20 protein-coding genes and 1 pseudogene are annotated in these 24,169 nt (G+C 71.0%); 14 read left to right on the forward strand and 7 right to left on the reverse strand.

The genetic code is table 11. From position 1 onward, the window contains the following. Positions 1–524: pseudogene (locus tag GFH49_RS39415) on the reverse strand (hypothetical protein); the annotation flags it as partial. 36 nt (positions 525–560) lie between these two features. Between GFH49_RS39415 and GFH49_RS19435 the strand changes: the two are divergent. The 8 genes from GFH49_RS19435 to GFH49_RS19470 all read left to right on the forward strand — a co-directional run bounded on the left by GFH49_RS19435 (position 561) and on the right by GFH49_RS19470 (position 10,360). Beyond that, positions 561–1,253 (forward strand): hypothetical protein, encoded by a 693-nt coding sequence (locus GFH49_RS19435; RefSeq protein ID WP_408055925.1) that lies wholly within the window; start codon positions 561–563, stop codon positions 1,251–1,253. A gap of 212 nt (positions 1,254–1,465) precedes the next feature. Beyond that, on the forward strand, positions 1,466–2,308 hold the full coding sequence (locus GFH49_RS19440; RefSeq protein ID WP_155057349.1) for a nitrilase-related carbon-nitrogen hydrolase: 843 nt from the start codon (positions 1,466–1,468) through the stop codon (positions 2,306–2,308). Then, complete coding sequence (locus GFH49_RS19445; protein WP_155057350.1) at positions 2,305–3,591, forward strand: aspartate aminotransferase family protein; 1,287 nt, start codon at positions 2,305–2,307, stop codon at positions 3,589–3,591. Before GFH49_RS19440 ends, GFH49_RS19445 begins: the two co-directional genes overlap by 4 nt. A gap of 26 nt (positions 3,592–3,617) precedes the next feature. Further along, positions 3,618–5,192, forward strand: a complete 1,575-nt coding sequence (locus tag GFH49_RS19450) for a PucR family transcriptional regulator (protein WP_155057351.1) — start codon at positions 3,618–3,620, stop codon at positions 5,190–5,192. 166 nt (positions 5,193–5,358) lie between these two features. After that, positions 5,359–6,201, forward strand: a complete 843-nt coding sequence (locus GFH49_RS19455; protein WP_155057352.1) for a nitrilase-related carbon-nitrogen hydrolase — start codon at positions 5,359–5,361, stop codon at positions 6,199–6,201. A gap of 31 nt (positions 6,202–6,232) precedes the next feature. Next, positions 6,233–7,636 (forward strand): dihydropyrimidinase, encoded by a 1,404-nt coding sequence (gene hydA, locus GFH49_RS19460; RefSeq protein ID WP_155057353.1) that lies wholly within the window; start codon positions 6,233–6,235, stop codon positions 7,634–7,636. An 11-nt stretch (positions 7,637–7,647) separates the two neighbouring features. Next, entirely contained in the window at positions 7,648–8,667 is a 1,020-nt protein-coding gene (locus GFH49_RS19465; RefSeq protein WP_155057354.1) for a TIGR03842 family LLM class F420-dependent oxidoreductase, read from the forward strand. Positions 8,668–8,833: 166 nt separating this feature from the next. Further along, complete coding sequence (locus GFH49_RS19470) at positions 8,834–10,360, forward strand: NCS1 family nucleobase:cation symporter-1 (RefSeq protein WP_155057355.1); 1,527 nt, start codon at positions 8,834–8,836, stop codon at positions 10,358–10,360. A 26-nt stretch (positions 10,361–10,386) separates the two neighbouring features. Here the strand turns inward: GFH49_RS19470 and GFH49_RS19475 are convergent, their stop codons facing one another. Next, positions 10,387–11,052, reverse strand: coding sequence for a hypothetical protein (locus GFH49_RS19475; protein ID WP_155057356.1), 666 nt, complete (start codon positions 11,050–11,052; stop codon positions 10,387–10,389). Between the two features lie 238 nt (positions 11,053–11,290). Next, a complete protein-coding gene (locus GFH49_RS19480) occupies positions 11,291–12,310 on the reverse strand; it encodes a glycoside hydrolase family 5 protein (protein WP_155057357.1) in 1,020 nt (339 codons plus the stop codon). A gap of 220 nt (positions 12,311–12,530) precedes the next feature. Here GFH49_RS19480 and GFH49_RS19485 point away from each other — a divergent pair, with 220 nt between their 5' ends. The 4 genes from GFH49_RS19485 (at position 12,531) to GFH49_RS19500 (ending at position 17,385) form a co-directional block, all read left to right on the forward strand. Then, a complete protein-coding gene (locus tag GFH49_RS19485; protein WP_155057358.1) occupies positions 12,531–14,342 on the forward strand; it encodes a gamma-glutamyltransferase family protein in 1,812 nt (603 codons plus the stop codon). 120 nt (positions 14,343–14,462) lie between these two features. Then, on the forward strand, positions 14,463–15,320 hold the full coding sequence (locus tag GFH49_RS19490; protein ID WP_155057359.1) for an inositol monophosphatase family protein: 858 nt from the start codon (positions 14,463–14,465) through the stop codon (positions 15,318–15,320). Positions 15,321–15,469: 149 nt separating this feature from the next. Beyond that, a complete protein-coding gene (locus GFH49_RS19495; RefSeq protein WP_155057526.1) occupies positions 15,470–16,879 on the forward strand; it encodes a phytoene desaturase family protein in 1,410 nt (469 codons plus the stop codon). After that, complete coding sequence (locus tag GFH49_RS19500) at positions 16,876–17,385, forward strand: O-acetyl-ADP-ribose deacetylase (RefSeq protein WP_155057360.1); 510 nt, start codon at positions 16,876–16,878, stop codon at positions 17,383–17,385. The genes GFH49_RS19495 and GFH49_RS19500 overlap by 4 nt, the downstream gene beginning before the upstream one ends. A 26-nt stretch (positions 17,386–17,411) precedes the next feature. Here GFH49_RS19500 and GFH49_RS19505 read toward each other — a convergent pair whose 3' ends face one another. Beyond that, the gene (locus GFH49_RS19505) at positions 17,412–17,564 is read right to left on the reverse strand and encodes a hypothetical protein (protein ID WP_155057361.1); all 153 of its coding nucleotides are present in this window, start codon (positions 17,562–17,564) and stop codon (positions 17,412–17,414) included. A gap of 267 nt (positions 17,565–17,831) precedes the next feature. On the opposite strand from GFH49_RS19505, the gene GFH49_RS19510 reads away from it, so the two are divergent. Both GFH49_RS19510 and GFH49_RS19515 read left to right on the forward strand, forming a co-directional pair. Further along, complete coding sequence (locus tag GFH49_RS19510) at positions 17,832–18,071, forward strand: ribbon-helix-helix domain-containing protein (RefSeq protein ID WP_155057362.1); 240 nt, start codon at positions 17,832–17,834, stop codon at positions 18,069–18,071. Further along, complete coding sequence (locus GFH49_RS19515) at positions 18,068–18,502, forward strand: PIN domain-containing protein (RefSeq protein ID WP_155057363.1); 435 nt, start codon at positions 18,068–18,070, stop codon at positions 18,500–18,502. Before GFH49_RS19510 ends, GFH49_RS19515 begins: the two co-directional genes overlap by 4 nt. A 704-nt stretch (positions 18,503–19,206) precedes the next feature. On the opposite strand, the gene meaB is transcribed toward GFH49_RS19515, so the two are convergent. From meaB to GFH49_RS19535, 3 genes are read right to left on the reverse strand one after another with little or no spacing between them, the layout of a single operon-like run. Next, positions 19,207–20,181, reverse strand: a complete 975-nt coding sequence (gene meaB, locus GFH49_RS19525; protein WP_155057365.1) for a methylmalonyl Co-A mutase-associated GTPase MeaB — start codon at positions 20,179–20,181, stop codon at positions 19,207–19,209. Continuing rightward, positions 20,178–22,346 carry a methylmalonyl-CoA mutase gene (gene scpA, locus GFH49_RS19530; protein WP_155057366.1) on the reverse strand — a complete coding sequence of 723 codons (2,169 nt, stop codon included), beginning with the start codon at positions 22,344–22,346 and terminating at the stop codon, positions 20,178–20,180. Before scpA ends, meaB begins: the two co-directional genes overlap by 4 nt. Further along, positions 22,346–24,148: a methylmalonyl-CoA mutase subunit beta gene (locus tag GFH49_RS19535; RefSeq protein ID WP_155057367.1), complete on the reverse strand. Its 1,803-nt coding sequence runs from the start codon at positions 24,146–24,148 to the stop codon at positions 22,346–22,348. The genes scpA and GFH49_RS19535 overlap by 1 nt, the downstream gene beginning before the upstream one ends. Positions 24,149–24,169: the final 21 nt, after the last annotated feature.

Raw genomic sequence — 24,169 nt, forward strand, 5'->3', positions numbered from 1 at the left:
GGCACGGTGATTTCCCGGAGGTCGTGCAGGACGGTGGGGCGGAGGCCGGTGTGCGGGGCGTACACGGCGACTCCACGGGGATGCGTCGCCCTGGGGCGTACGAAGGTGGTGGCAGCGGCGCTTACGGCGGCGGTCGCAGCGGACCGTACGGCGGCGGTCGCAGCGGACCGTACGGCGGCGGTCGCAGCGGACCGTACGACGGCGGTCGCAGCGGACCGTACGACGGCGATTCCCCCGGCACCCCGCCGCACGCGGGACCGCGCCGACTGCCGCAGCAGCGCGCCGCGCGGTCCCCGGACCCCGGGTACGGTCCGCAGGGCGCCGGGGGTCGGCTCGCCCCCGGTGCCGGGAACGCGTCGGGGACTGTCCAGCGCGTGAACCCGGTGTACGGCGAAACGTGGGGCGCTGATGGTCCCGCCCCGCTGGAAGCCGAAGCCGAAGCCGAAGCCGAAGATGCGGGGCGCGGGCTGGGCCGGACCGAGAGTGCCGATCCTGCCCCCGCGCAGCCCGCCGCGTCCAAGCAACGCAAGCGGCGTCGCGGCGGTGCCCGGTTCGCCGGGATGGCCGAGGAGGAGGGCGCCCCCGTCGTCGTACCGCCGGACGCCACCGTGCCGGTGTTGCCCGAGCCGTCCGCCGCGGCCCGGCGTACGCCGCGCGGGGCCCGGTTCGCCGGGGCCGCCGAGGCGGAGGCGCAGCCGGAACCGCAGGCCGAGCCGGTGGACGCGGATGCGCGGCGGGAGGTCGCCGGGACCGTCGGGACGCTGGCGCGGCTGCGCGGCGAGGGCCGTAGCGGCGAGGCACATGCCCTGCTCGTCGAGGCCGCCTACTGGCCCGCCGACCGCATCCCGCTGCTCGCGGCCGAGATGCAGCGGGCCGGGCTCGGTGCCGACTGGGCGACGCTGCTGTGGGAGGCGGCCTCGCTGCCCGCCGACCGGCTGGTCGCCGCGGCCGACGCACTGGCCGCGGCGGGCCGGACGGCGGACGCGGAGCAGATTTTGCGGCAGGGCGTGGCGCGGCCCGCCGCCGAGATCGGGCAGGCCGTGCTCGGGCTGGCCGGTGCGGGGCGGGGACGCGAGGTCCGGGCGCTGCTGGACGCGTACGTCCGGGTCCGCACCCCGGAGGAGGCCGCCCGCAGCGCCGGGCCCGACCCGCAGACCCTCGTACCGCTGCTGCTGGAGGCCGCCCAGGGGGTGTCGGAGGAGCGCCACTGGGACCTGGTCCATGCGCTCCGGGTAGCCGGTTTCGCCACCTGACATGCACACCTGGACGGACCAGCCAGTTCTGACAGGCACACCTGGACGGACCAGCCAGTTCTCCGGCTCACCCAACCGGAGTGTGAAACGTGATCGACTCAGCGGGTTAACGACGATGGTCTTGGCAAGGCTGTCGGAGAGGCTTACTTTCGACCCTCTACGGCAGTGTCTACGTGCGTAGAGGCTCTGACGTCCCGTCGAAGGAGCAGCTCATGGCCAACGTCGTTCGTGCCGCTCTGGTCCAGGCCACCTGGACCGGCGACACCGAGTCCATGGTGGCGAAACACGAGGAGTACGCCCGGGAGGCGGCTCGCCGGGGCGCCAAAGTCATCGGTTTCCAGGAAGTCTTCAACGCGCCCTACTTCTGTCAGGTCCAGGACCCCGAGCACTACCGCTGGGCCGAGCCGGTGCCCGACGGGCCGACCGTGCGTCGTATGCGGGATCTCGCGCGCGAGACCGGCATGGTGATCGTCGTCCCGGTCTTCGAGGTCGAGCAGTCCGGTTTCTACTACAACACCGCTGCGGTGATCGACGCCGACGGCACCTTCCTCGGCAAGTACCGCAAGCACCACATCCCGCAGGTCAAGGGCTTCTGGGAGAAGTACTACTTCAAGCCCGGCAACGTCGGCTGGCCCGTCTTCGACACCGCCGTCGGCAAGGTCGGCGTCTACATCTGCTACGACCGCCACTTCCCGGAAGGATGGCGGCAACTCGGCCTGAACGGCGCCCAGTTGGTCTACAACCCGTCGGCCACCTCGCGCGGCCTGTCCGCCTACCTGTGGCAGCTGGAGCAGCCCGCGGCGGCCGTCGCCAACGAGTACTTCGTCGCCGCGATCAACCGGGTCGGGCAGGAGGAGTACGGCGACAACGACTTCTACGGCACGTCGTACTTCGTCGACCCACGCGGGCAGTTCGTGGGGGAGACGGCGAGCGACAAGGGCGAGGAACTCGTCGTCCGGGACCTCGACTTCGACCTCATCGAAGAGGTACGGCAGCAGTGGGCCTTCTACCGCGACCGACGACCCGACGCATACGAGGGGCTGGTACAGCCGTGACCAAGGACCTGCTGGCACGCCACCGTGCCGTCCTGCCCGACTGGCTCGCCCTCTACTACGAGGACCCGCTGGAGATCACGCACGGCGAGGGGCGGTACGTCTGGGACGCCCAGGGCAACCGCTATCTCGACTTCTTCGGCGGCATCCTGACGACCATGACCGCGCACGCGCTGCCCGAGGTCACCAAGGCGGTGAGCGAACAGGCTGGGAGGATCATCCATTCGTCCACCCTCTACCTCAACCGGCCGATGGTCGAACTGGCCGAGCGGATCGCCCAGTTGTCCGGCATCCCGGACGCCCGCGTCTTCTTCACCACCTCCGGCACCGAGGCCAACGACACGGCGCTGCTCCTGGCGACGACGTACCGCCGCAGCAACACGATCATGGCCATGCGCAACAGCTACCACGGCCGCTCCTTCAGCGCCGTCGGCATCACCGGCAACCGCGGCTGGTCCCCGACCTCGCTGTCCCCCCTGCAGACGCTGTACGTCCATGGCGGCGTCCGCACCCGCGGCCCGTACGCCTCCCTGAGCGACGCCGAGTTCATCGCGGCCTGCGTCGAGGACCTGACCGACCTCCTCGGCCACACCCGCCCGCCCGCCGTGCTGATCGCCGAGCCCATCCAGGGCGTCGGCGGCTTCACCTCCCCGCCGGACGGACTGTACGCCGCCTTCCGCGAGGTGCTCAGCGAGCGGGGCATCCTGTGGATCGCCGACGAGGTGCAGACCGGCTGGGGCCGCACCGGCGAGCACTTCTGGGGCTGGCAGGCACACTCCCAGAACGGTCCGCCCGACATCCTCACCTTCGCCAAGGGCATCGGCAACGGCATGTCCATCGGCGGGGTCGTCGCCCGCGGCGAGATCATGAACTGCCTGGACGCCAACTCCATCTCGACGTTCGGCGGCACCCAGATCACCATGGCGGCGGGGCTCGCGAACCTGACGTACCTGCTGGAGCACGACCTCCAGGGCAACGCCCGGCGCGTCGGCGGACTGCTCATCGAGCGGCTGCGGTCCGTCGCGGCGCAGGTTCCCGGGGTGCGGGAGGTGCGCGGGCGCGGGCTGATGATCGGCGTCGAGCTGGTCAAGCCCGGCACGGACCAGGCCGACCCGCAGGCCGCGAGTGCCGTGCTGGAAGCCGCCCGCGAGGGCGGCCTGCTGCTCGGCAAGGGCGGCGGCCACAACACCAGCTCCCTCCGGGTCGCCCCGCCGCTGTCCCTGACCGTCGCGGAGGCCGAGGAGGGCGCCGCGATCCTCGAACACGCCCTGCGGAGCACCCGGTAGCACCACCCCGAGCAAGGGATGACGCCATGACCACCACCCCGGAGACCCCGCAGGCCCTGGAACCCGCCCTGTCGGTCCGCCAGGTCCTCACCCTGGAACGGGTGCTCGCCGGGGAGCCCGAGGTGGTGGCCGGCGCGGGCCAGCTCGACCGGCCCGTGCGCTGGGTGCATGTCGCCGAGGCCGCCGACGTGGGCGTGATGCTCAGCGGCGGCGAGATGGTGCTGACCACGGGCGTGCTGCTGGCCGGGGACGAGGACAAGCAGATCGAGTACATCCGGTCCCTGCACCGCGCGGAGGCCGCGGCCGTGGTCCTCGGACTCGGCCGCGCCTTCCCCGCCCCGCCGGACGTGATGCGCCGGGCGGCCGAGCGGTGCGGGCTGCCGATGGTCGTGCTCCATCGGCCCTTCCCCTTCGCCGAGTTGACGGAAGAGGTCCAGTCCCGGCTGGTACGGCGGAAGTTCGCCGCGGTCAGCCTCTCGGAGGCCGTACGGACCGCGCTCACCGGACTCATCACCGCCGGCGCCCCGCTGCAAAGCCTGCTCGACGAGGTCGCCCACCACAGCGCCTGCCCCGTCGTCGTCACCAACCTCGCCCACCGCGTCCTCGCCACGGCGGGGGAGCGGCCCGCGGTCGACGACGTGCTGCGCGACTGGGAGCGGATCGCCCGGCAGGCGGGCGGGAGCGAGGGGGACGGCTGGATCCGCGCCGAGCTGGGCGGGCGTGGCGAGCGGTGGGGCCAGATCATGCTCTGCGGGTACCGCGGCGACACGGCCACCGGACGGCTGCTCGCCGACCGAGCCGCCGAGGCGCTCGTACTGCACCGCATGCTCGGCGGCGGCACCGCGCACTCCTGGGAGGAGGAGTCGGCGCAGGGACTCCTCACCGACCTGGTGAGCGGTGTCGTACCGGCCAGGCAGCTGCTGCCGCGGGCACGGGCGGCCGGGCTCCCGGTCAACCGGCGCACCTTCGTGCCGCTCGTCGTCCGGGACGGCGATCCGGCCCAACTCGACCGTATGCTCCGCCTGCTGGGGCTGTCCGGTCTGGTCGCCGAACTCGCCGACGGCGCCACCGCGGTGCTGCTCAGCCTGGCCCGGGACCAGGACGCGGAGGGGATGACGGCGCACTTCGCGGGACGGCTGCGCACCGAGTCGGGGTCGGGGGAGTCCGTGGTCGCCGCCGCCGGTCCGCGGATCGCCTGGGACGACGTACCGGCCGGGCTGCGCGAGGCACAGCATGTCGCGGATGCGGTGGCGGACTCCTCGGCGGCCTTGGACCTCCCGGCCGTCGTACGCCTGAAGGACGTACATCTGCGGGGCCTGATCCGGCTGCTGCGCGACGACCCGCATGTGCAGTCCTTCGCGGAGCGGGAGCTGGACGGGCTGCTGTGCGGACCCGACGACGACCTCGTGTCCGTCCTGCGGACGTACCTCGCCTCCGGGCGCAACAAGTCCCGTACCGCGCAACTCCACCACGTCTCACGGCCCGCGCTCTATCGCCGGCTGGAGGCGATACAGGCGCGGCTCGGTGTCGACCTCGACGACTTCGAGCAGGCCGCCTCGGTGCACATCGCGCTCCTCGCGCATGACGCGCAACAGGGCTGAAACAGGGCTGAAACAGGGAACGACCTGGGAAAACGGCGGTGAAACATGAGGCCACGCGAGGGTGACACCGTGGCACGCCGCGCCCCCGCAGACGTGACACGGTGCAACTCAAAGCATGCTTGCCGGCTTTCTAGGCTCCTCCCACACCGAGCGACCGGAGGTCCCGATGAGCAGAGTGATCCGTGCCGCCCTCTTCCAGACCGCGTGGACGGGCGACAAGGAGTCGATGATCCAGGTACACGAGCAGGCGGTCCGCGACGCGGCCGCGCAGGGTGCTCAAGTCCTGTGCTTCCAGGAGCTGTTCTACGGGCCCTACTTCTGCCAGGTCCAGGACAAGGCGTTCTACGAGTACGCCGAAGCGATCCCGCACGGGCCGATCGTCCGGCGCTTCCAGGCCCTCGCCGAGGAACACGGCATCGTGCTCATCCTGCCGATGTACGAGGAGGAGCAGCCCGGCGTCCTCTACAACACCGCCGCCGTGATCGACGCGGACGGCTCGTACCTCGGCAAGTACCGCAAGCACCACATCCCTCAAGTGCCGGGATTCTGGGAGAAGTTCTACTTCCGCCCGGGCAACGCCGGCTGGCCGGTCTTCGACACCGCCGTCGGCAGGATCGGCGTCTACATCTGCTACGACCGGCACTTCCCGGAGGGCTGGCGGGCACTCGGCCTCGCCGGCGCCGAGATCGTCTTCAACCCGTCGGCCACCTCGCGCGGTCTCTCCGGCTACCTGTGGCAGCTGGAGCAGCCCGCGGCGGCCGTCGCCAACGAGTACTTTGTCGGCGCGATCAACCGGGTCGGTGTCGAGGAGTACGGCGACAACGACTTCTACGGGACGTCGTACTTCGTCGACCCGGAGGCCCAGTTCGTCGGCGAGGTGGCCTCCGACAAGGAGACCGAACTCGTCGTCCGCGACCTGGACATGGCCAAGCTGCGCGAGGTCCGCGACCGCTGGCAGTTCTACCGCGACCGCCGCCCGGAGGCCTACCCGCCGCTGACCGCACCCTGACCGAACCGACCACCCTGGCAGGAGAGGGACCATGAGCAGCCGTACCGTCATCCGCGGTGGTCTCGTCATCACCGCGTCCGACGAGATCCACGCCGACGTGCTGATCGAGGACGGCCGCATCGCCGCCCTCGCAGCCTCCGGCACCCCCGCCGCCGAGGCCTGGAGTGCCGAGCGGCTCATCGACGCCGCCGGGAAGTACGTCATCCCCGGTGGCGTCGACGCCCACACCCACATGGAGCTGCCGTTCGGCGGCACCTTCGCCTCCGACACCTTCGAGACCGGCACCCGGGCCGCCGCCTGGGGCGGCACGACGACGATCGTCGACTTCGCGGTGCAGAGTGTGGGCCACAGCCTGCGCGACGGCCTCGACACCTGGCACGCCAAGGCCGAGGGCAACTGCGCGATCGACTACGCCTTCCACATGATCGTCTCCGATGTGAACGAGGAGACGCTGAAGGAGATGGACCTGCTGGTGGAGGAGGGGGTGACCTCCTTCAAGCAGTTCATGGCGTATCCGGGCGTCTTCTACTCCGACGACGGCAAGATCCTGCGCGCCATGCAGCGCTCCGCCGAGAACGGCGGCCTGATCATGATGCACGCCGAGAACGGCATCGCCATCGATGTGCTGGTCCAGCAGGCGCTGGCCCGTGGCGAGACCGACCCCCGGTACCACGGTGAGGTGCGCAAGGCCCTGCTGGAGGCCGAGGCCACCCACCGCGCCATCAAGCTCGCGCAGGTCGCCGGCGCTCCCCTGTACGTCGTGCACGTCTCGGCGATGGAGGCGGTCGCCGAGCTGGCCCGGGCGCGCGACGAGGGGCTGCCCGTCTTCGGGGAGACCTGCCCGCAGTATCTGTTCCTGTCGACCGACAACCTCGCCGAGCCCGACTTCGAGGGCTCGAAGTACGTGTGCTCCACGCCCCTGCGGCCCAAGGAGCACCAGGCCCAGCTGTGGAAGGGCCTGCGCACCAACGACCTCCAGGTCGTCTCCACCGACCACTGCCCCTTCTGCTTCGTGGGCCAGAAGGAACTGGGCCGGGGCGACTTCTCCAAGATCCCCAACGGTCTGCCGGGCGTGGAGAACCGGGTGGACCTGCTCCACCAGGCCGTCGTCGACGGGCGCATCTCCCGCCGCCGCTGGATCGAGATCGCCTGCGCCACCCCGGCCCGGATGTTCGGCATGTACCCGAAGAAGGGCACCATCGCGCCGGGCGCCGACGCCGACGTGGTCATCTACGACCCGGCCGCCGAGCAGGTCATGTCCGCCGAGACGCACCACATGAACGTCGACTACTCGGCGTACGAGGGCAAGCGCACCACCGGCCGGGTCGAGACGGTCCTGTCGCGGGGCGAAGTCGTCATCAACGAGCGGGAGTACACCGGACGCGCGGGTCACGGCGTCTACACCCCGCGCTCCACCTGTCAGTACCTCAACTAGGAGCGGCGCACATGGACTTCGGACTCGTCCTGCAGACGGACCCCCCGGCCTCGAAGGTCATCAGCCTGATGAAGCGGGCCGAGCGCAACGGCTTCAGCCACGGCTGGACCTTCGACTCCGCCGTGCTCTGGCAGGAGCCGTTCGTGATCTACAGCCAGATCCTCGCCAACACCACCAAGCTGACGGTCGGCCCGATGGTCACCAACCCGGGCACCCGCACCTGGGAGGTCACCGCCTCCACCTTCGCCACCCTCAACGACATGTTCGGCAACCGCACCGTGTGCGGCATCGGGCGCGGCGACTCCGCGATGCGCGTCGCGGGCCGCACCCCGAACACGCTCGCCAGGATCAGCCAGGCCATGAAGGTCATCAGAGCGCTCGGCTCCGGTCAGGAGGCGGACCTCGGTGGCACGGTCGTCAAGTTCCCGTGGATCAAGGAGGACGCCCGACTCCCGGTCTGGATGGCCGCCTACGGGCCCAAGGCCCTGAAGATGACCGGCGAGGAGGCCGACGGGTTCATCCTCCAGCTCGCCGACCTGTATCTGACCGAGTACATGGTGAAGGCCGTCAAGGACGCGGCGGTCGCCGCCGGACGCGACCCGTCCGAGGTGAAGATCTGCGTCGCCGCCCCCGCCTACGTCACCGAGGACGACTCGCCCGAAGCGCTCGCCCACGCCCGCGAGCAGTGCCGCTGGTTCGGCGGGATGGTCGGCAACCACGTCGCCGACCTGGTGTCCAAGTACGGCGAGCACTCCGCCGCCGTACCCGACGAACTCACCGACTACATCAAGGCGCGTGAGGGGTACGACTACTCCCACCACGGACGCGCCGACAACCCCGACACCGCGTTCGTGCCCGACGACATCGTCGACCGGTTCTGCCTCATCGGGCCGGTGGAGAAGCACATCGAGAAGCTGAACGCGCTGCGCGAGCTGGGTGTCGACCAGTTCGCCGTCTATGACATGCACGACGCTCAGGAAGCGACGATCGACGCGTACGGGTCGCAGGTGATCCCGGCCGTCAACGGCTAGCACGTCGTCTAGTACGTCGTCCCCTTCCCATCCCCCTTGTACGTCCCCTTCCCGCCGTCCCGGGGAGGGGACCTCAGGGCGCACCGTGTCTCTTCTCGGGGCGCACCCCCCATCGGCGCCACCCGCACGGCCTTTCCCGTCCCAACCTCCCCTGATTGGCCTGCTCATGACCGATACCGCTCCGACGGCCACACCGCCGTCCACTCAAGTCACCCTCGCCGACGGCCGGGTGGAGATCGCCCCGGACGCCCCCGCTCCGGGCGGTGCCTACGCCAACGAAGACCTGCTGCCGGTTCCCGTCGAGAAGCGCACCTGGACCACGTACAACTTCTCCGCGCTGTGGGTCGGCATGGCCCACAACACGGCCTCCTGGACCCTGGCCTCCGGTCTGATCGCCGTCGGCATGGACTGGAAGCAGGCGGTGCTCACCATCGCCCTGGCCAATGTGATCGTGCTGGTCCCGATGCTGCTCACCGGGCACGCGGGACCCAAGTACGGCATACCCTTCCCGGTCTTCGCCCGCGCCTCCTTCGGCATACGCGGCGCCAACCTCCCCGCCGTCGTACGGGCGTTGGTGGCATGCGGCTGGTTCGGCATCCAGACCTGGATCGGCGGCGAGGCGATCTACTTCCTGGCCGGGAAGCTCATCGGCAACGGCTGGAGCGACGCCGGGAAGATCGGCGGCCACGCCTGGACCATGTGGCTGTCGTTCGCCATCTTCTGGGCGATCCAGGTCGCCATCATCTACCGGGGCATGGAGACGATCCGCCGCTTCGAGAACTGGGCCGCGCCGTTCGTGATCGTCGGCGCGCTCGTGATGCTCGTGTGGATGAGCAACAAGGCCGGCGGCTTCGGCCCCCTGCTCGACCAGCCCTCCCAGCTGGGCTGGGGCGGCGACTTCTGGAAGCTGTTCTGGCCCTCCCTCATGGGCATGATCGGCTTCTGGTCCACCCTGTCGCTGAACATCCCGGACTTCACCCGCTACGGCAAGAGCCAGAAGGCGCAGATGTGGGGCCAGGCGCTCGGCCTGCCCACCACCATGACGCTGTTCGCGTTCCTGTCGGTGATGGTGACATCCGGTTCGCAGGCGGTGTACGGCGAGCCGATCTGGGATCCGGTACAGCTGGCCGCCAAGACGGACAACGTGGTGGGCCTGCTGTTCGCGCTGGTGACGGTGCTGGTGGCGACCCTGTCCGTGAACGTCGCGGCCAACCTGGTCTCCCCGGCCTTCGACTTCTCCAACATCGCGCCCCGCAAGATCACCTTCCGGGCGGGCGCGCTGGCGACCTGCGTCATCGGCGTGCTGATCTTCCCGTGGGAGCTGTACTCCGACCCGCAGGGCTACATCTTCACCTGGCTCGGCCTGGTCGGCGGGCTGCTCGGCACGGTCGCCGGCATCCTCATCGCCGACTACTGGATCCTGCGCCGCGCCCGGCTCGACCTCCTCGACCTGTACCGCACGGGCGGTCGCTACTGGTACGACGGCGGCTGGAACTGGCGGGCGGTCGTCGCCTTCGTGGCCGGCGGCGTGCTGGCCGTCGGGGGCGCCGACTTCGACCCGCTGATCGACGGCCGGCCCATCCCGGCGCTGTCGTCGCTGGCCGACTACGGCTGGGCGGTGGGCCTGGGCACCTCGATGGCGCTGTACCTGGGCCTGATGCTGCTGCGTGGCCGGGAGAAGACCACGGTCTGACCCGGAGTCCGGAGCCGGGAGGACGGTCAGCTCGTCGTCTGGCCGTCCTCCAGCGTCGCCACCGCGGCCTTGGCGGCCGTGATGGCGCCCTTGTTGATCTCGTCCGTGCTGGGCGCCTTCTTCGACTCGAAGTCGCTGCCGTTGTAGGTGACGACCACCAGTGCGTTGGACGAGCGGACCACCACCGTGCCCTCGCGGGTCTCCTGCTTGTCCTCGGTGGTGAGGTTCACCACCGAGTAGCCCGCATCGCCCAGGCCGGGGACATCGCCGCCGCCGCTGTCGTCGGCGAGACGCTGCCGGTACGACTTCTGCGCCGCCGCCTCCGAGTCCATCACCTCGAAGGACACGTCGAGCCAGCGGTAGTCGTACTCCTTGAGCGCGTTCCAGGAGCAGGTGCGGCGCACCTTCGAGTCCGTGGACGCGATCTCCTTGCCGGCCGTCTTGGCGCCGGGGACCAGCGACTTGATCGTCTTCTCGGGCACGCTCGTGCACGGGGTGGGAGCGGCGTCGTACGCCTTCGACACCGCCGCGGTGGCGGGTGCGGTGGGCGACGGGGAGCCGTTGTCCTGGCCGGCCTTGTTCTCGGCGGCCGGCGTCGAGGGGCCGGACGACAGGGCCCAGCCCGATACGGCGAGCACGGCGACCGGAGCCAGGCGTGCGGAGAGGGCGAGCGGCAGGGGTAGCGAACGCACGGCGCACTTCTCGTGTGGGGGTGGTGCGGACGGGGTCCGCACTGCGGACGGGACGCCAGTGTCACACGACTCTCTGTGGGTTTAAAGCGCAACTTCGCTCTGTGCCTGTGTGGTGACTGTGGCTGGCGAGGTTGGGGCAACTATGGGTGTTTTGCCGCGCTTTGGTCGCCGTGCCCCGGCTGGTCGCCGGTCACTGCCGCTGCCGCTGCCGCTGCCGCTGCCGCTGCCGCCTCTGCCGCTACCGCCTCCAGGCCCAGTGCAGGCGATCCAGCCCGCTCTGGTTGTTGACCTTCAGGCTGAGGTCGGTGCCCGTGCCCTGGAGCGTGGTGAGGGAGTAGGTGTCTCCGTTGCGCAGGCCGGGCCAGTAGACCGAGCCCAGGCCCATGTCGCGGATGGTGTCCGTCGCGGCCTGGATGTAGGCGACCTCGTTGGAGCCGTTGACCGGGCCGTTGTAGTCCAGGCCGGTGGTCATGGAAGCGCCGAACTCGTCGAGCACGGTGCGTGCGGCGCAGTCGCCGATGCGCTCCTCGAAGTCCGCTTTCCACTGGTCGACGCTGGTCCAGTCGGTGTGCCAGAAGCCGTAGTTGTGCAGGGCGATCCGGGTGCCGTCGAGCCGGCTGTCGGCGCACACGGGCTTGACGTCCTCGCTGTACTTGATGCCTCCGATGAGGATCCGGTCGCGCGGCACGAAGCGGTGGGTGGTCACCCAGCGGGCGGCGATGTCGCGCCACTCCTGGGAGGTGTAGCCGAACGGCTCGTTCATCGGCTCGAAGTGCACCTTGGAGTTGCGTGCGTAGGCGGAGGTGATCCGCGTCCACATCCGGTCGTAGGCGGCCTGGTCGTCGATCTTGCCGTCCTTGGCGTCGTCGCCCTCCCAGTAGCCCAGGATGACCTTGAACCCCTTGTCGGTGGCGGCGTCGATCGCTCCCCTGTAGGACTTCCAGAAGGGGCCGTTGACGGAGGAGGGGTTGACCGGGAGCCGGACGGTGTTGGCGCCCAGCCCGGCGAATCCGCGGATGATCGCCTTGGACTTGGCGTAGGTGGTGGCGTAGCTGTCGGAGGTGGACAGGCCCGAGGGCACGACCGCGTCATCGGCGTAGTTGTCGCGCGGGTCGGCCCAGTTGACCCCGCGGAAGTCGCTGACCGGAGGCACCGCCCTGTGGGCGGACGCGGGGGAGGCGAGTGCCCCGCCGAATGCCGTGACGCAGGCCAGCAACGCACCGAGGCAAGCTGTCCGGCGATGGTTCTTTCGTGGCACGACATCCCCTTCTGAGCAGCTGCGTTCGCGACAACTCGCGGACACAGACCGGCGGTTCGATGGCTTCCGCAAACTAGAAGATGATCTGAACAGGGGTCAACACATCTGCACATAAAGTTTCATGAGGCCTCGGCCCGTCAGGGAGTCCGAACCCGCTCGGACGGAAGGCGATCGATAGCATGCTCGGTGACGCGCGCGAACAGCGAGGTGAGAGGCCCACATGTTCACCACCCGCCCCACCCTCCAGGGCACCTTCGGCATGGTCTCCTCCACGCACTGGCTCGCCTCGCAGTCGGCGATGGCCGTGCTGGAGGACGGCGGCAACGCGTACGACGCGGCTGTCGCGGGTGCCTTCGTGCTGCATGTCGTCGAGCCGCATCTCAACGGGCCCGCCGGGGAGGTGCCGATCCTGCTCGCGCCCGCGGACGGTGAGGTGCGGGTGCTGTGCGGGCAGGGCGTCGCCCCGGCAGGCGCGACGGTCGCGCACTACCAGGGGCTCGGCCTGGACCTCGTACCCGGCACGGGACCCCTGGCCGCCGCGGTGCCCGGCGCGTTCGACGCCTGGCTGCTGCTGCTGCGCGACCACGGCACCAAGTCCCTGGACGACGTCCTGAAGTACGCCATCGGGTACGCCGAACACGGGCACGCGCCCGTGGAGAACGTCGGCGCCACCGTCGAGACCGTACGGAAGCTGTTCGAGACGGAGTGGACCTCGTCGGCGGAGCTGTACCTGCCCGGCGGCAGGGCGCCCCGGCCCGGCGCACTGCTGCGCAATCCCGCTCTCGCGGCCACCTGGAAGCGGCTGCTCGCCGAGGTCGCAGGCGCCGGGGACCGGGACGCGCGGATCGAGGCGGCGCGCGAGGTGTGGCGCTCCGGGTTCATCGCCGAGGCGCTGGTACGGCAGGCCGCGCGCCCCACGATGGACACCAGCGGCGAGCGGCACACCGGCACGCTCACGGCCGCCGACCTCGCCGGGTGGTCCGCGACGTACGAGGCGCCGACGACGTACGACTGGAACGGCTGGACCGTGTGCAAGGCCGGCCCCTGGAGCCAAGGCCCGGTCCTGCTCCAGCAGTTGGCGCTGCTGCCGGACCAACTGCCGCCCTACGGATCCGCCGACTACGTCCATCTGCTCATCGAGGGCTGCAAGCTCGCCATGGCCGACCGGGAGGCCTGGTACGGCGACGCGGCCGACGTGCCGCTCGGCGAACTGCTGTCGGCGGACTACAACGCCGCCCGGCGCACGCTCGTCGGGGACAAGGCCTCGCACGAGCTGCGGCCCGGAAGTCCCGGCGGGCGCACGCCGCGACTGGCCGCGCACGCGTGCGTGACCGCCCCCGAGGTTCCGGGCTTCGACCCGATGGGCGCCGGTGAGCCGACCGTCCAGAAGCTCGCCGGCCTGCCCGACATCGCCTCCGACGGCCACACCCGCGGCGACACCTGCCACCTCGACGTCGTCGACCGCTGGGGAAACATGGTCGCCGCCACGCCCAGCGGCGGCTGGCTGCAGTCCAACCCCGTCGTGCCCGAACTGGGCTTCCCGCTCGGCACCCGGCTGCAGATGAGCTGGATCGAGGAGGGCCTGCCCAACTCACTCACCCCGGGGCGCCGGCCGCGCACCACCCTCACACCGTCGATCGCGCTGCGCGACGGGGTGCCGGTCATGGCGTTCGGCACGCCCGGCGGGGACCAGCAGGACCAGTGGCAGCTGCACTTCTTCCTCGCGGTCGCCCTGCGCTCCCGGGTCCGCGGCGGCCTCGACCTCCAGGGCGCGATCGACGCCCCGAACTGGCACAACGACAGCTTCCCCAGCTCCTTCCACCCGCGCGGCATGCGCCCGGGCAGCGTCACCGTGGAGTCCCGGACCGACGCGGTGGCCGTCGAGGAGCTGCGGCGGCGCGGGCACGACGTGACCGTGGGTGAGCCGTGGTCGGAGGGGCGGCTGTGCGCGGTGGCACGGGACCCGGAGAGCGGAATTCTGTCGGCGGCGGCGAATCCGCGGGGGATGCAGGGGTATGCGGTGGGGCGCTGACGGCGGAGGTGGGGTGACGGCGGAGGTGGGGTGACGGCTGACGAAGGGTGTTCATCCCGATTCCGCCCGCGGTACATGGGGCGGGTGGGGATTGTCAGTGGTCCGTGCTCTCATGGAGGCATGATCGAGCACACCGAAACCATCGACGAGTTTCTCACGCGTCACTCCGCCGACGTGGAAGACGCGGTCCGCACGGCGGCCGCCGCCGAGATCATGCCGCGCTTCCGCCGGCTGGCCGCGCACCAGGTCGACCAGAAGAGCGGCCCGCACGACCTGGTGACGGACGCCGACCGCAAGGCCGAGCAGTACCTCACCGAGGCACTCGGCAAGCTGCTGCCCGGCTCGGTGGTGGTCGGCGAGGAAGCGGTCCACGCCAACCCCGCGACGTACGAGGCGATCCAGGACGACGCCCCGGTCTGGATCGTGGACCCCGTCGACGGAACACGGCAGTTCGTGCGCGGCGAATCCGGCTTCTGCACCCTGGTCGCGCTCGCCCGGCACGGAGCGGTGCTCGCCTCCTGGACGTACGCGCCGGCCCGCGACCAGCTGGCGGTGGCCATACGGGGTGGCGGCGCCTTCCTCGACGGTGAGCGGCTGCACGCGGGTCCGCCCGCTCCCGGCCGGGACCTCCGCGTCGCCACCTCCCACCCGGACTACACGACGGACGAGCAGAAGCGGGCGCTGCTCAGCCTGTGGACGGACGGCGTCGCACCGCGCGCCTGCGGATCGGCGGGACTGGAGTATCTCGCCGTCGCCCGCGGCGAGTTGGACGCCACCGCCTTCTCCTGGGAGGCCGCCTGGGACCACGCCGCGGGCCTGCTGCTGGTCGAGGAGGCGGGCGGCGCCCACCGCACGCTCACGGGGGAGCCGTTCCGCATCAAGGGCGGGAACGCACTGCCGTTCACCGCGGCGCGCGACGAGGCCACGGCTCGCCGTGTCGTGGAGCTGCTGTCCGAGCCGTACCCGTGGATCCGATGACGGCGGCGCCATGACCGGGCTCGGCTCCCGGCTCACGCTCCCGCAGCTCACGCTCCCCGCCCCACCGCGGCGCGAGGACTGTCCGTGCACCGGCATATCCTGATCCTTCAGTGGCCATCGGCTGACGAAGGAGTCCGAAGGTGCCGTCGATGCTCGATGCGGTCGTGGTGGGTGCGGGGCCGAACGGACTGACGGCCGCCGTGGAGCTGGCCCGGCGCGGCTTCTCCGTGGCCGTCTTCGAGGCCCGCGACACCGTGGGCGGGGGAGCCCGCACCGAGGAGCTGACCCTCCCCGGCTTCCGCCACGACCCGTGCTCCGCCGCGCACCCCCTCGCCGTCAACTCACCGGCGTTCCGTGCGATGCCCCTGGAGCGGCACGGCCTGGAGTGGCTGCACGCCGAGCTGCCCATGGCGCACCCCTTCACCGACGGCACCGCCGCCGTGCTGTCCCGGTCGGTCGCCGAGACGGCCGCGTCGTTCGGGCCCCGCGACGCGGGCACCTACCGCAGGCTGGTCGCGCCCTTCCTGCCCAGGTGGGACACGCTCGCCCGCGACTTCATGTCCCTGCCGCTCAGCTCGCTGCCCCGGGACCCGGTGACCCTCGCCCGCTTCGGCCTCGTCGGCCTGCCCCCGTCGACCTGGCTGACCCGCCGCTTCCGCGACGACCGCGCCAGGACCCTGTTCGCCGGACTCGTGGCCCACGTCATGGCCCCGCTGAACGGCATTCTGACCGGCGGCATCGGCCTGGTCTTCGCCCTGGCGGCGCACGCCCGCGGCTGGCCGGTCGCCCGTGGCGGCTCCCAGTCGATCTCCGACGCGCTCGCCTCGTATCTGAAGGACCTCGGCGGCACCGTCCACACCGACTACGAGGTCAGGCGCCTCGACGACCTGCCGCCCGCCCGTGCCTACGTCTTCGACACCTCACCCACCGCCCTGGCCCGCATCGCCGACCTCGGGCAGTACTACGCGGGCTTTCGCTACGGCCCCGGAGTCTTCAAGGTCGACTACGCGCTGGACGGCCCGGTGCCGTGGACCGCGCGGGAGGCCCGGGTCGCCGGGACGGTGCAGATCGGCGCGGACAGCGCGGAGATCGGTGCCGCATTGCGTGCCGTGTCCCGGGAGGGCCGGGCACCCGACAGACCGTTCATGATCACGGTGCAGCCCAGTGTCGTCGACCCCACCCGGGCCCCGGCCGGGAAGCAGGTCTTCTGGGCGTACGGCCATGTGCCGAGCGGCTGGAGCGGCGACCTCACCGACGTTATCGAGCGCCAGCTGGAGCGCTTCGCACCGGGATTCCGCGACCTGGTCCTCGCCCGCGCGACCGCGGGCCCGCCCGAGCTGGCCGCCCGCAACGCCAACTACGTCGGCGGCGACATCGCCTCCGGCGCCGTCTCCGGACTCCAGACCCTGCTGCGGCCCAAGCTGTCCCTGTTCCCGTACAGCACCCCGCACCCGGCCGTCTTCATCTGCTCCTCCGCCACCCCGCCCGGCCCCGGAGTGCACGGCATGTCGGGGCACAACGCGGCGAAGGCCGTCTGGAGAAGGCTGAGGCAGACATGACCACCATCACCCTCGTGCAGGGCGACATCACCCGGCAGACCGCCGACGCGATCGTCAACGCGGCGAACTCCTCCCTGCTCGGCGGAGGCGGCGTCGACGGTGCGATTCACCGGCGCGGCGGCCCCGCGATCCTCGATGAGTGCCGGAAGCTGCGCGCCTCCCAGTACGCAGAGGGCCTGCCCACCGGCCGGGCGGTCGCCACGACGGCGGGCGCACTCGACGCCCGCTGGGTGATCCACACCGTCGGCCCGGTCTTCAGCCCGACCGAAGACCGCTCCGACCTGCTCGCCTCCTGCCACCGGGAAGCGCTCCGCGTGGCCGACGAACTGGGCGCCCGGACCGTCGCGTTCCCCGCCATCTCCACCGGCGTCTACCGCTGGCCGATGGAGGACGCCGCCCGGATCGCCGTGGCGACGGTACGGGCGGCGGACACGTCGGTCGAGGAGGTGAGCTTCGTCCTCTTCGACGACCGGGCATACGCACTGTTCGCTGCGCAGCTCGGCTGACCGAACCGTGAGTCGGTTCCCTGGTTTCACCGCTTCCGTCGGTACGGATCGGCGTACGGCTCCACGGACTGGCGGACCTCTTCGCGGACTCGATCCATGAGTGGGCCGGGCGCGTAGTAGCGGGCGCGGCTCTTGCCGTCGAGATCGCCTTCGTCGAGCCAGTCGATGAACTCTCGCATCAGCGCGGGGACGTCCCCGTGGTCAGGTGCGGTGAAGGCGGGGATTGGGGGATCGTCAGGACTGGTGACATTAGACGGAGCCGTCGCGCCAGCGGCCGGGACGGAGGGGTGGCCCGGAGCATGTGGCGCAGGGCGCGGCGCATGCTCTCGATCTCGTCGAGGGCCCGCCGGTCATCGGCGTCCAGGGAGGGGGCAATCAGAACACCCGGATCCGGTGGCTGTGCCGGCCATGCCGAGGCCTGTATATGCCGGAGGTAGCATATGTTCATGACGATGAAGCGGACGATGGTGTACGCCGACGCCGAGGACATGGCGACGATCAAGGCCGCGGCGGCCCGTGAGGGCATAAGTGAGGCCGAGATCATCCGAGAGGCGCTGCACCTTGCCGCGCTGCGCTACCGGCGCCGGGAGAAGCCGCTCGGGCTGCGCCGCTTCGACAGCGGGGATCCGGCACTCGCCGATCGGGCCGACACGATCGTGCGGGAGTCGATGGGGGCCGAGGATTGATCGTCATCGCGGACACCTCCGGGACCCTCGCCGCCTTCGACACCGCACATCCACTCAGCGACGCCGCCTACTCCGTCCTGGAGACCGCCGGACTGATCGTCTTCTCGCCCCTGGTGCTGGCGGAACTCGATCACGTGGGGCGACGGGAGCTGGGCGTCGTCCGCACCCGGCAGATGCTGGAGGACATCGTGGGCGCCGCGGCACGCGGCGACTTCGCGATCGCCTCGGCCGGCGCCGAGGTACTGCAGAGGGCACAGCAGGTTCAGGAACGGTACGCGAGCTTGGAGCTGGACCTGGCGGACGCGGTCAACGTTGCCCTGGCCGAGGAGTACGAGACGGACGTGGTCCTTACGCTGGACCGGCGTGACTTCCGCGCCGTGCTGCCTTTGACCGGGCACAAGGCGTTCCGAGTGCTGCCCGACGACCTTTAGCCGGCCGGACGGGGGCCCGCACTGATGTGCTTTCGGGCTCCGCGTCGCTGTCCGGCGCCCGCGCCGGTCCGCAGTGGTGATGCCCGAGGGCCGTACCCTGCCGAGTTCCTGCACGACCTCGTCGAAGGACGACGATGTGCCCGACAGGTAGCCTACGGCGGTGGCCTCGGGCGGGACCAGCGCGTCCCCGGCGGATCCGTGATCTCTTTGACCCCGTTGGCACTTTCCGTCTTCATCGTCTCGAAGAGCTCCGTGGCCTCACACATCTGATCGGCCCACTTCACCAGCGCGCGGTCCGGCCCAGCGGACTTCGACGCCGACTTCGAGGCACTCTCTTCCGCTGGGGTGGTGGTCACGAAGGGGCTCGGGCGGGCCTGGAGTGGTCTCTTCACCGGCCGTGCAGCCAGATCCGCAGCGGACCGACACTCGCCCGCCAAGCCGTGTGACCGGCTCATCGCCGCGCACCACTCGGCGTTGTTGCGGGCGGAGGCCCGGACCAGGAACTGCTTCGGAGCCGTCACGTATGCGGATCATGACGTGCTCGGCCCGACCCGTCGAGCGGTTTTCCACTCACTGAGCCACTGAGCCCTTTCCACTCACGTTGAGGGTGCGTGACGGAGAAGACGGCGGTGCTTCCTCCCATACGGTTGCCCGACTGCTCACGCGCCCGCCCGCAGGACACGTCCACCGCTCCCCGCGGAGCGCTACCCGCCGAACGCTTCAAGAATCCGCTCCGCCGCCAGCGTCGCCGTCAACTCCCCGTCCCGCACCTGCTGTTCGAGGCTGGGCGCAAGGGAACGTACCGACGGATCGGCGTGCAGCCGGCCCAGCAGTTCCTCGCGGACCATGCTCCAGGTCCAGTCGACCTGCTGGTCGCGGCGCTTGGCGGTGAGGCGGCCGGTGGAATCGAGGAGTTCACGGTGTTGTTGCAGGCGCTCCCAGACGACGTCGAGTCCCGTCGCCTCCCGGGCGCTGCAACTCAGCACCGGCGGCGTCCACGACGCGTCCTTGCCGTGCATCAGCCGCAGGGCGCCGGACAGTTCACGGGCGGCGGCGCGGGCGTCGCGTTCGTGCGGGCCGTCCGCCTTGTTCACGGCGATGACGTCGGCCAGCTCCAGCACACCCTTCTTGATGCCCTGCAACTGGTCACCGGTGCGGGCCAGCGTGAGCAGGAGGAAGGAGTCGACCATGCCCGCCACCGCGGTCTCCGACTGGCCGACGCCGACCGTCTCCACGAGCACCACGTCATAGCCCGCCGCCTCCATCACCACCATCGACTCACGCGTGGCCTTGGCGACCCCGCCGAGCGTGCCCGCGCTGGGGGAGGGACGGACGAAGGCCGCGGGGTCCACGGCCAGGCGTTCCATCCGCGTCTTGTCGCCGAGGATCGAGCCGCCCGTACGCGTGGACGACGGGTCCACGGCGAGCACCGCGACCCGGTGACCGAGGGAGGCCAGCATGGTGCCGAACGCGTCGATGAACGTCGACTTCCCCACGCCGGGCACCCCGCTGATCCCGATCCGCCGGGCCCGGCCGCTGTGCGGGAGCAGCTCGGTCAGCATCTCCTGGGCCAGCGCCCGGTGCGCGGGCCGTGTCGACTCGACGAGCGTGATGGCGCGCGCGACGAGTGCCCGCTTCCCGTCGAGCACGCCCTTCACATAGGTGTCGAGATCGATCACTGCGGGTGCCCGAGGTCGGCCGACAGCCGCTGTACGAGGTCGTAAGCCGCGTCCGGGATCACCGTCCCGGGCGGGAACACGGCCGTCGCGCCCATCTCCAGCAGGGTCGGCACGTCCTGCGGCGGGATCACCCCACCGACGACGATCATGATGTCCTCCCGGCCCTCCGCCGCCAGCTCCTCGCGCAGCGCCGGTACGAGGGTGAGGTGCCCGGCGGCCAGCGACGAGACGCCCACGATGTGCACGTCCGCCTCCACCGCCTGGCGGGCGACCTCGGCCGGGGTCTGGAACAGCGGGCCGACGTCGACGTCGAAGCCGAGGTCGGCGAAGGCGGTCGCGATCACCTTCTGGCCGCGGTCGTGGCCGTCCTGGCCCATCTTGGCGACCAGGATGCGCGGGCGGCGGCCCTCGCCCTCCTCGAAGTCGGACACCAGGGCGCGGGTGCGGTCCACGTTCGGGGACTCGCCTGCTTCGTTGCGGTACACGCCGGAGATCGTACGGATCTGGCTCGCGTGCCGCCCGTACACCTTCTCCAGGGCGTCGGAGATCTCCCCGACGGTCGCCTTCGCGCGGGCCGCGTTCACCGCCAGCTCCAGCAGGTTGCCCGCACCTCCCGCCGCCCGGGTCAGCGCGTCCAGCGCGTCCCGGCAAGCGACGTCGTCGCGCTCCTCGCGCAGTCGCCGCAGCTTCTCGATCTGCTGGGTGCGCACGGAGGAGTTGTCGACCTTGAGCACCTCGATCTGCTCGTCGGAATCCACCCGGTACTTGTTCACGCCGATCACCGGCTGCCGTCCGGAGTCGATGCGGGCCTGCGTCCGCGCCGCCGCCTCCTCCACGCGCAGCTTGGGGATGCCCGCGTCGATGGCCTGCGCCATGCCGCCCGCCTGCTCCACCTCCTGGATGTGCTGCCAGGCGCGGCGGGCGAGGTCGTACGTCAGCTTCTCGACGTAGGCGCTGCCGCCCCAGGGGTCGATCACCCGGGTCGTGCCGGACTCCTGCTGGATCAGCAGCTGCGTGTTGCGGGCGATGCGCGCCGAGAAGTCGGTGGGCAGCGCGAGCGCCTCGTCGAGGGCGTTGGTGTGCAGCGACTGGGTGTGGCCCTGGGTGGCCGCCATCGCCTCGACGCAGGTGCGGGTGACGTTGTTGAACACGTCCTGCGCGGTCAGGGACCAGCCCGAGGTCTGTGAATGAGTGCGCAGGGAAAGGGACTTGGTGTTCTGCGGGTTGAACTGCCGCACCAGCTTCGCCCACAGCAGCCGCGCCGCCCGCAGCTTGGCGACCTCCATGAAGAAGTTCATGCCGATCGCCCAGAAGAAGGAGAGCCGCGGCGCGAACGCGTCCACGTCCAGCCCCGCGTCCCGGCCCGCCCGGATGTACTCGACACCGTCGGCGAGCGTGTACGCCAGCTCCAGGTCGGCCGTCGCGCCGGCCTCCTGGATGTGGTAGCCGGAGATGGAGATCGAGTTGTAGCGGGGCATCCGCTGCGAGGTGAAGGCGAAGATGTCGGAGATGATCCGCATCGACGGCTTCGGCGGATAGATGTAGGTGTTGCGGACCATGAACTCCTTGAGGATGTCGTTCTGGATGGTCCCGGCCAGCTTCTCCGGCGGTACGCCCTGTTCCTCCGCCGCCACGATGTAGAGCGCCAGGATGGGCAGCACGGCGCCGTTCATCGTCATCGACACGGTCATCTCGTCCAGCGGGATGCCGTCGAACAGCTGCCGCATGTCGTAGATGGAGTCGATGGCCACGCCCGCCATACCGACGTCGCCGGTCACCCGCGGGTGGTCGCTGTCGTAGCCGCGGTGCGTCGGCAGGTCGAAGGCGACCGACAGGCCCTTCTGCCCGGCGGCGAGGTTGCGCCGGTAGAAGGCGTTGGACTCCTCGGCGGTGGAGAAGCCCGCGTACTGACGGATCGTCCAGGGCTGGTTGACGTACATCGTCGGGTACGGGCCGCGCAGATACGGCGCCATGCCCGGGTAGGTCTGAAGGAAGTCGAGGCCCTCCAGGTCACGGCCGGTGTAGAGCGGCTTGACCGCGATGCCCTCCGGGGTCTCCCAGAACGCGCCGTCGCTGCCCGCGGCCTTGCGCCACTCGTCGGCGCCGGCGCCGGCGTCGGACCTCGGGTCCCCGAGTTCGATCCCGGTGAAGTCGGGGATTCCCATCAGGACACTCCCATGCGGTCGAGGGTGGCGGAGAGTACGGCTACGGCGTCGCAGCCCGCGAAGACGTACGAGTCGACTCCGGAGTGATGCCCGGGCCTGCCCGCGAGGAACACATGCCGGGCGCCCGCCGTCTTCAGGGTCCGCGCGGTGTCCGCGGCCTGCTCCTCGTACAGCGTGTCGCTGGAGCAGAGGCACGCCTCGGTGGCGCCGCTCTCCTCGAACGTGCCCTGAGTGACGGGTTCGATGCCGCCCGCCTGGAAGAGGTTCGCGGCGAAGGTGAGGCGCGCGGTGTGGGCGGCGGCGGGGCCGAGCGCGGCGAGGAAGATCCGCGGCCGGGCGCCGGTCGCGGCGAGGTAGGTGTCGGAACGGGCACGCAGCGCCTCGTAGGCCTCGTCGCGGAGGACGCGGGGGAGGCCGCCGGACGGCACCCCGGGCGCGGACGCGCGCTCCACCGGCTTCTCGGCGAGGTGCGGGAACTCGCTGACGCCGGTGATGGGTTCACGCCGCTTGGCCAGCTTCGCCGAGCGCGCCTGCCACGTCTGAGCCAGCCGCTCGCCGAGCCGGCCCGAGCGCAGCCCGGCCGCCTGGCCGCCGATCTGCTCCAGCCACTGGAAGAACTCCCAGCCCGCGTGGGCGAGTTCATCGGTGAGCCGCTCCACGTACCAGGAGCCGCCCGCCGGGTCGATCACCCGGGCCAGGTGCGATTCCTCGACGAGGATCGTCGAGGTGTTGCGGGCGATCCGCCGGGCGAACGCGTCCGGCAGACCGAGCGCGTGGTCGAAGGGCAGCACGGTGACGGAGTCGGCGCCGCCCACCCCGGCGGCCAGCGTGGCGACCGTGGTGCGCAGCATGTTCACCCACGGGTCGCGGCGCGACATCATCACCGGCGAGGTCACCACGTGCTGCACCTGCCTGCCGGGCCCCCCGCTCACCTCGGCGACCCGCGCCCACAGCCGTCGCGCCGCGCGCAGCTTGGCGACGGTCAGGAACTGGTCGGCGGTGGCCGCGTAGCGGAACTCCAGTTGGGCGCAGGCCTGTTCGACGCTGAGTCCGGCCGCGGTCAGCTCCCGGAGGTAGGCGACACCGGTCGCGAGCGAGGCGCCCAGTTCCTGTGCGGCCGAGCCGCCGGCCTCGTGGTACGGCAGCGCGTCCACGGTCAGCGCCCGCAGCCCCGGGTACCCCTCGGCGCACCGCCGGGCGAGTCCGGCCGCGGGTGCGAAGTCGAGCTGCCGCCCGGTCCGGGCCTCGTGCCCGAGCGGGTCGGCGCCGAGGTTGCCGCGCGCCGCGGCACGGGCGACGCCGCGTTCCTCGTACAGCCGCAGCAGCGCGCCTGCCGCCTCCTCGGTGTCCCGGCCGGCCTCCAGGACGACGGGTGCCAGGTCGAGGTACACGCCTTCGAGCGCTCGGCCGAGCGCCGCGACCGGGAAACCGCCCTCGCCGACGACCAGCCAGAGGGAGGTGACACCGTTTTCGAGGTCGGCGAGGACGAGGTCACCCGAGGCGGTCGCGTGCCGCTGCCGTACGTCCCAGCCGTCGGCGGTGTTGCCTTCGGGACGGCTGCCCCGTACAAAGGGGGAGAAACCGGGGAAACCGGTTTCGGGAACGGTGTCGTGCGCGGTGTACAGGGGCCGGGTGCGCAGCCCGTCCTCCAGCGCGGTGGCGAGGGCGTCCTCGGCGGCGGCACCCGTGACGTCCCGGCCGGACTTGCGCAGGACGCCCGCCACGAGGCGTTGCCACTGCTCATGGGTCGCGGCGGGGAACTCGGCGGCCGTCGAGAGCCCGTCATCGGGCAGGACTGTCATGCTCGGGATGCTAGGCGAGAG

It is taken from the genome of Streptomyces blattellae (assembly GCF_009709555.1).
In the GTDB taxonomy this organism is placed as follows: Bacteria; Actinomycetota; Actinomycetes; order Streptomycetales; family Streptomycetaceae; genus Streptomyces; species Streptomyces blattellae.

Bases quoted from the DNA above. Each gene is read 5' to 3' on its own strand.
- GFH49_RS19500 (WP_155057360.1), top strand. From the start codon at position 16,876: ATGACCACCATCACCCTCGTGCAGGGCGACATCACCCGGCAGACCGCC.
- GFH49_RS19450 (WP_155057351.1), top strand. From the start codon at position 3,618: ATGACCACCACCCCGGAGACCCCGCAGGCCCTGGAACCCGCCCTGTCG.
- GFH49_RS19490 (WP_155057359.1), top strand. From the start codon at position 14,463: ATGATCGAGCACACCGAAACCATCGACGAGTTTCTCACGCGTCACTCC.
- GFH49_RS19455 (WP_155057352.1), top strand. From the start codon at position 5,359: ATGAGCAGAGTGATCCGTGCCGCCCTCTTCCAGACCGCGTGGACGGGC.
- GFH49_RS19535 (WP_155057367.1), bottom strand. From the start codon at position 24,148: ATGACAGTCCTGCCCGATGACGGGCTCTCGACGGCCGCCGAGTTCCCC.
- GFH49_RS19435 (WP_408055925.1), top strand. From the start codon at position 561: ATGGCCGAGGAGGAGGGCGCCCCCGTCGTCGTACCGCCGGACGCCACC.
- GFH49_RS19440 (WP_155057349.1), top strand. From the start codon at position 1,466: ATGGCCAACGTCGTTCGTGCCGCTCTGGTCCAGGCCACCTGGACCGGC.
- GFH49_RS19485 (WP_155057358.1), top strand. From the start codon at position 12,531: ATGTTCACCACCCGCCCCACCCTCCAGGGCACCTTCGGCATGGTCTCC.
- GFH49_RS19505 (WP_155057361.1), bottom strand. From the start codon at position 17,564: ATGCGAGAGTTCATCGACTGGCTCGACGAAGGCGATCTCGACGGCAAG.
- GFH49_RS19510 (WP_155057362.1), top strand. From the start codon at position 17,832: ATGACGATGAAGCGGACGATGGTGTACGCCGACGCCGAGGACATGGCG.
- GFH49_RS19495 (WP_155057526.1), top strand. From the start codon at position 15,470: ATGCTCGATGCGGTCGTGGTGGGTGCGGGGCCGAACGGACTGACGGCC.
- hydA (WP_155057353.1), top strand. From the start codon at position 6,233: ATGAGCAGCCGTACCGTCATCCGCGGTGGTCTCGTCATCACCGCGTCC.
- GFH49_RS19470 (WP_155057355.1), top strand. From the start codon at position 8,834: ATGACCGATACCGCTCCGACGGCCACACCGCCGTCCACTCAAGTCACC.
- scpA (WP_155057366.1), bottom strand. From the start codon at position 22,346: ATGGGAATCCCCGACTTCACCGGGATCGAACTCGGGGACCCGAGGTCC.
- GFH49_RS19465 (WP_155057354.1), top strand. From the start codon at position 7,648: ATGGACTTCGGACTCGTCCTGCAGACGGACCCCCCGGCCTCGAAGGTC.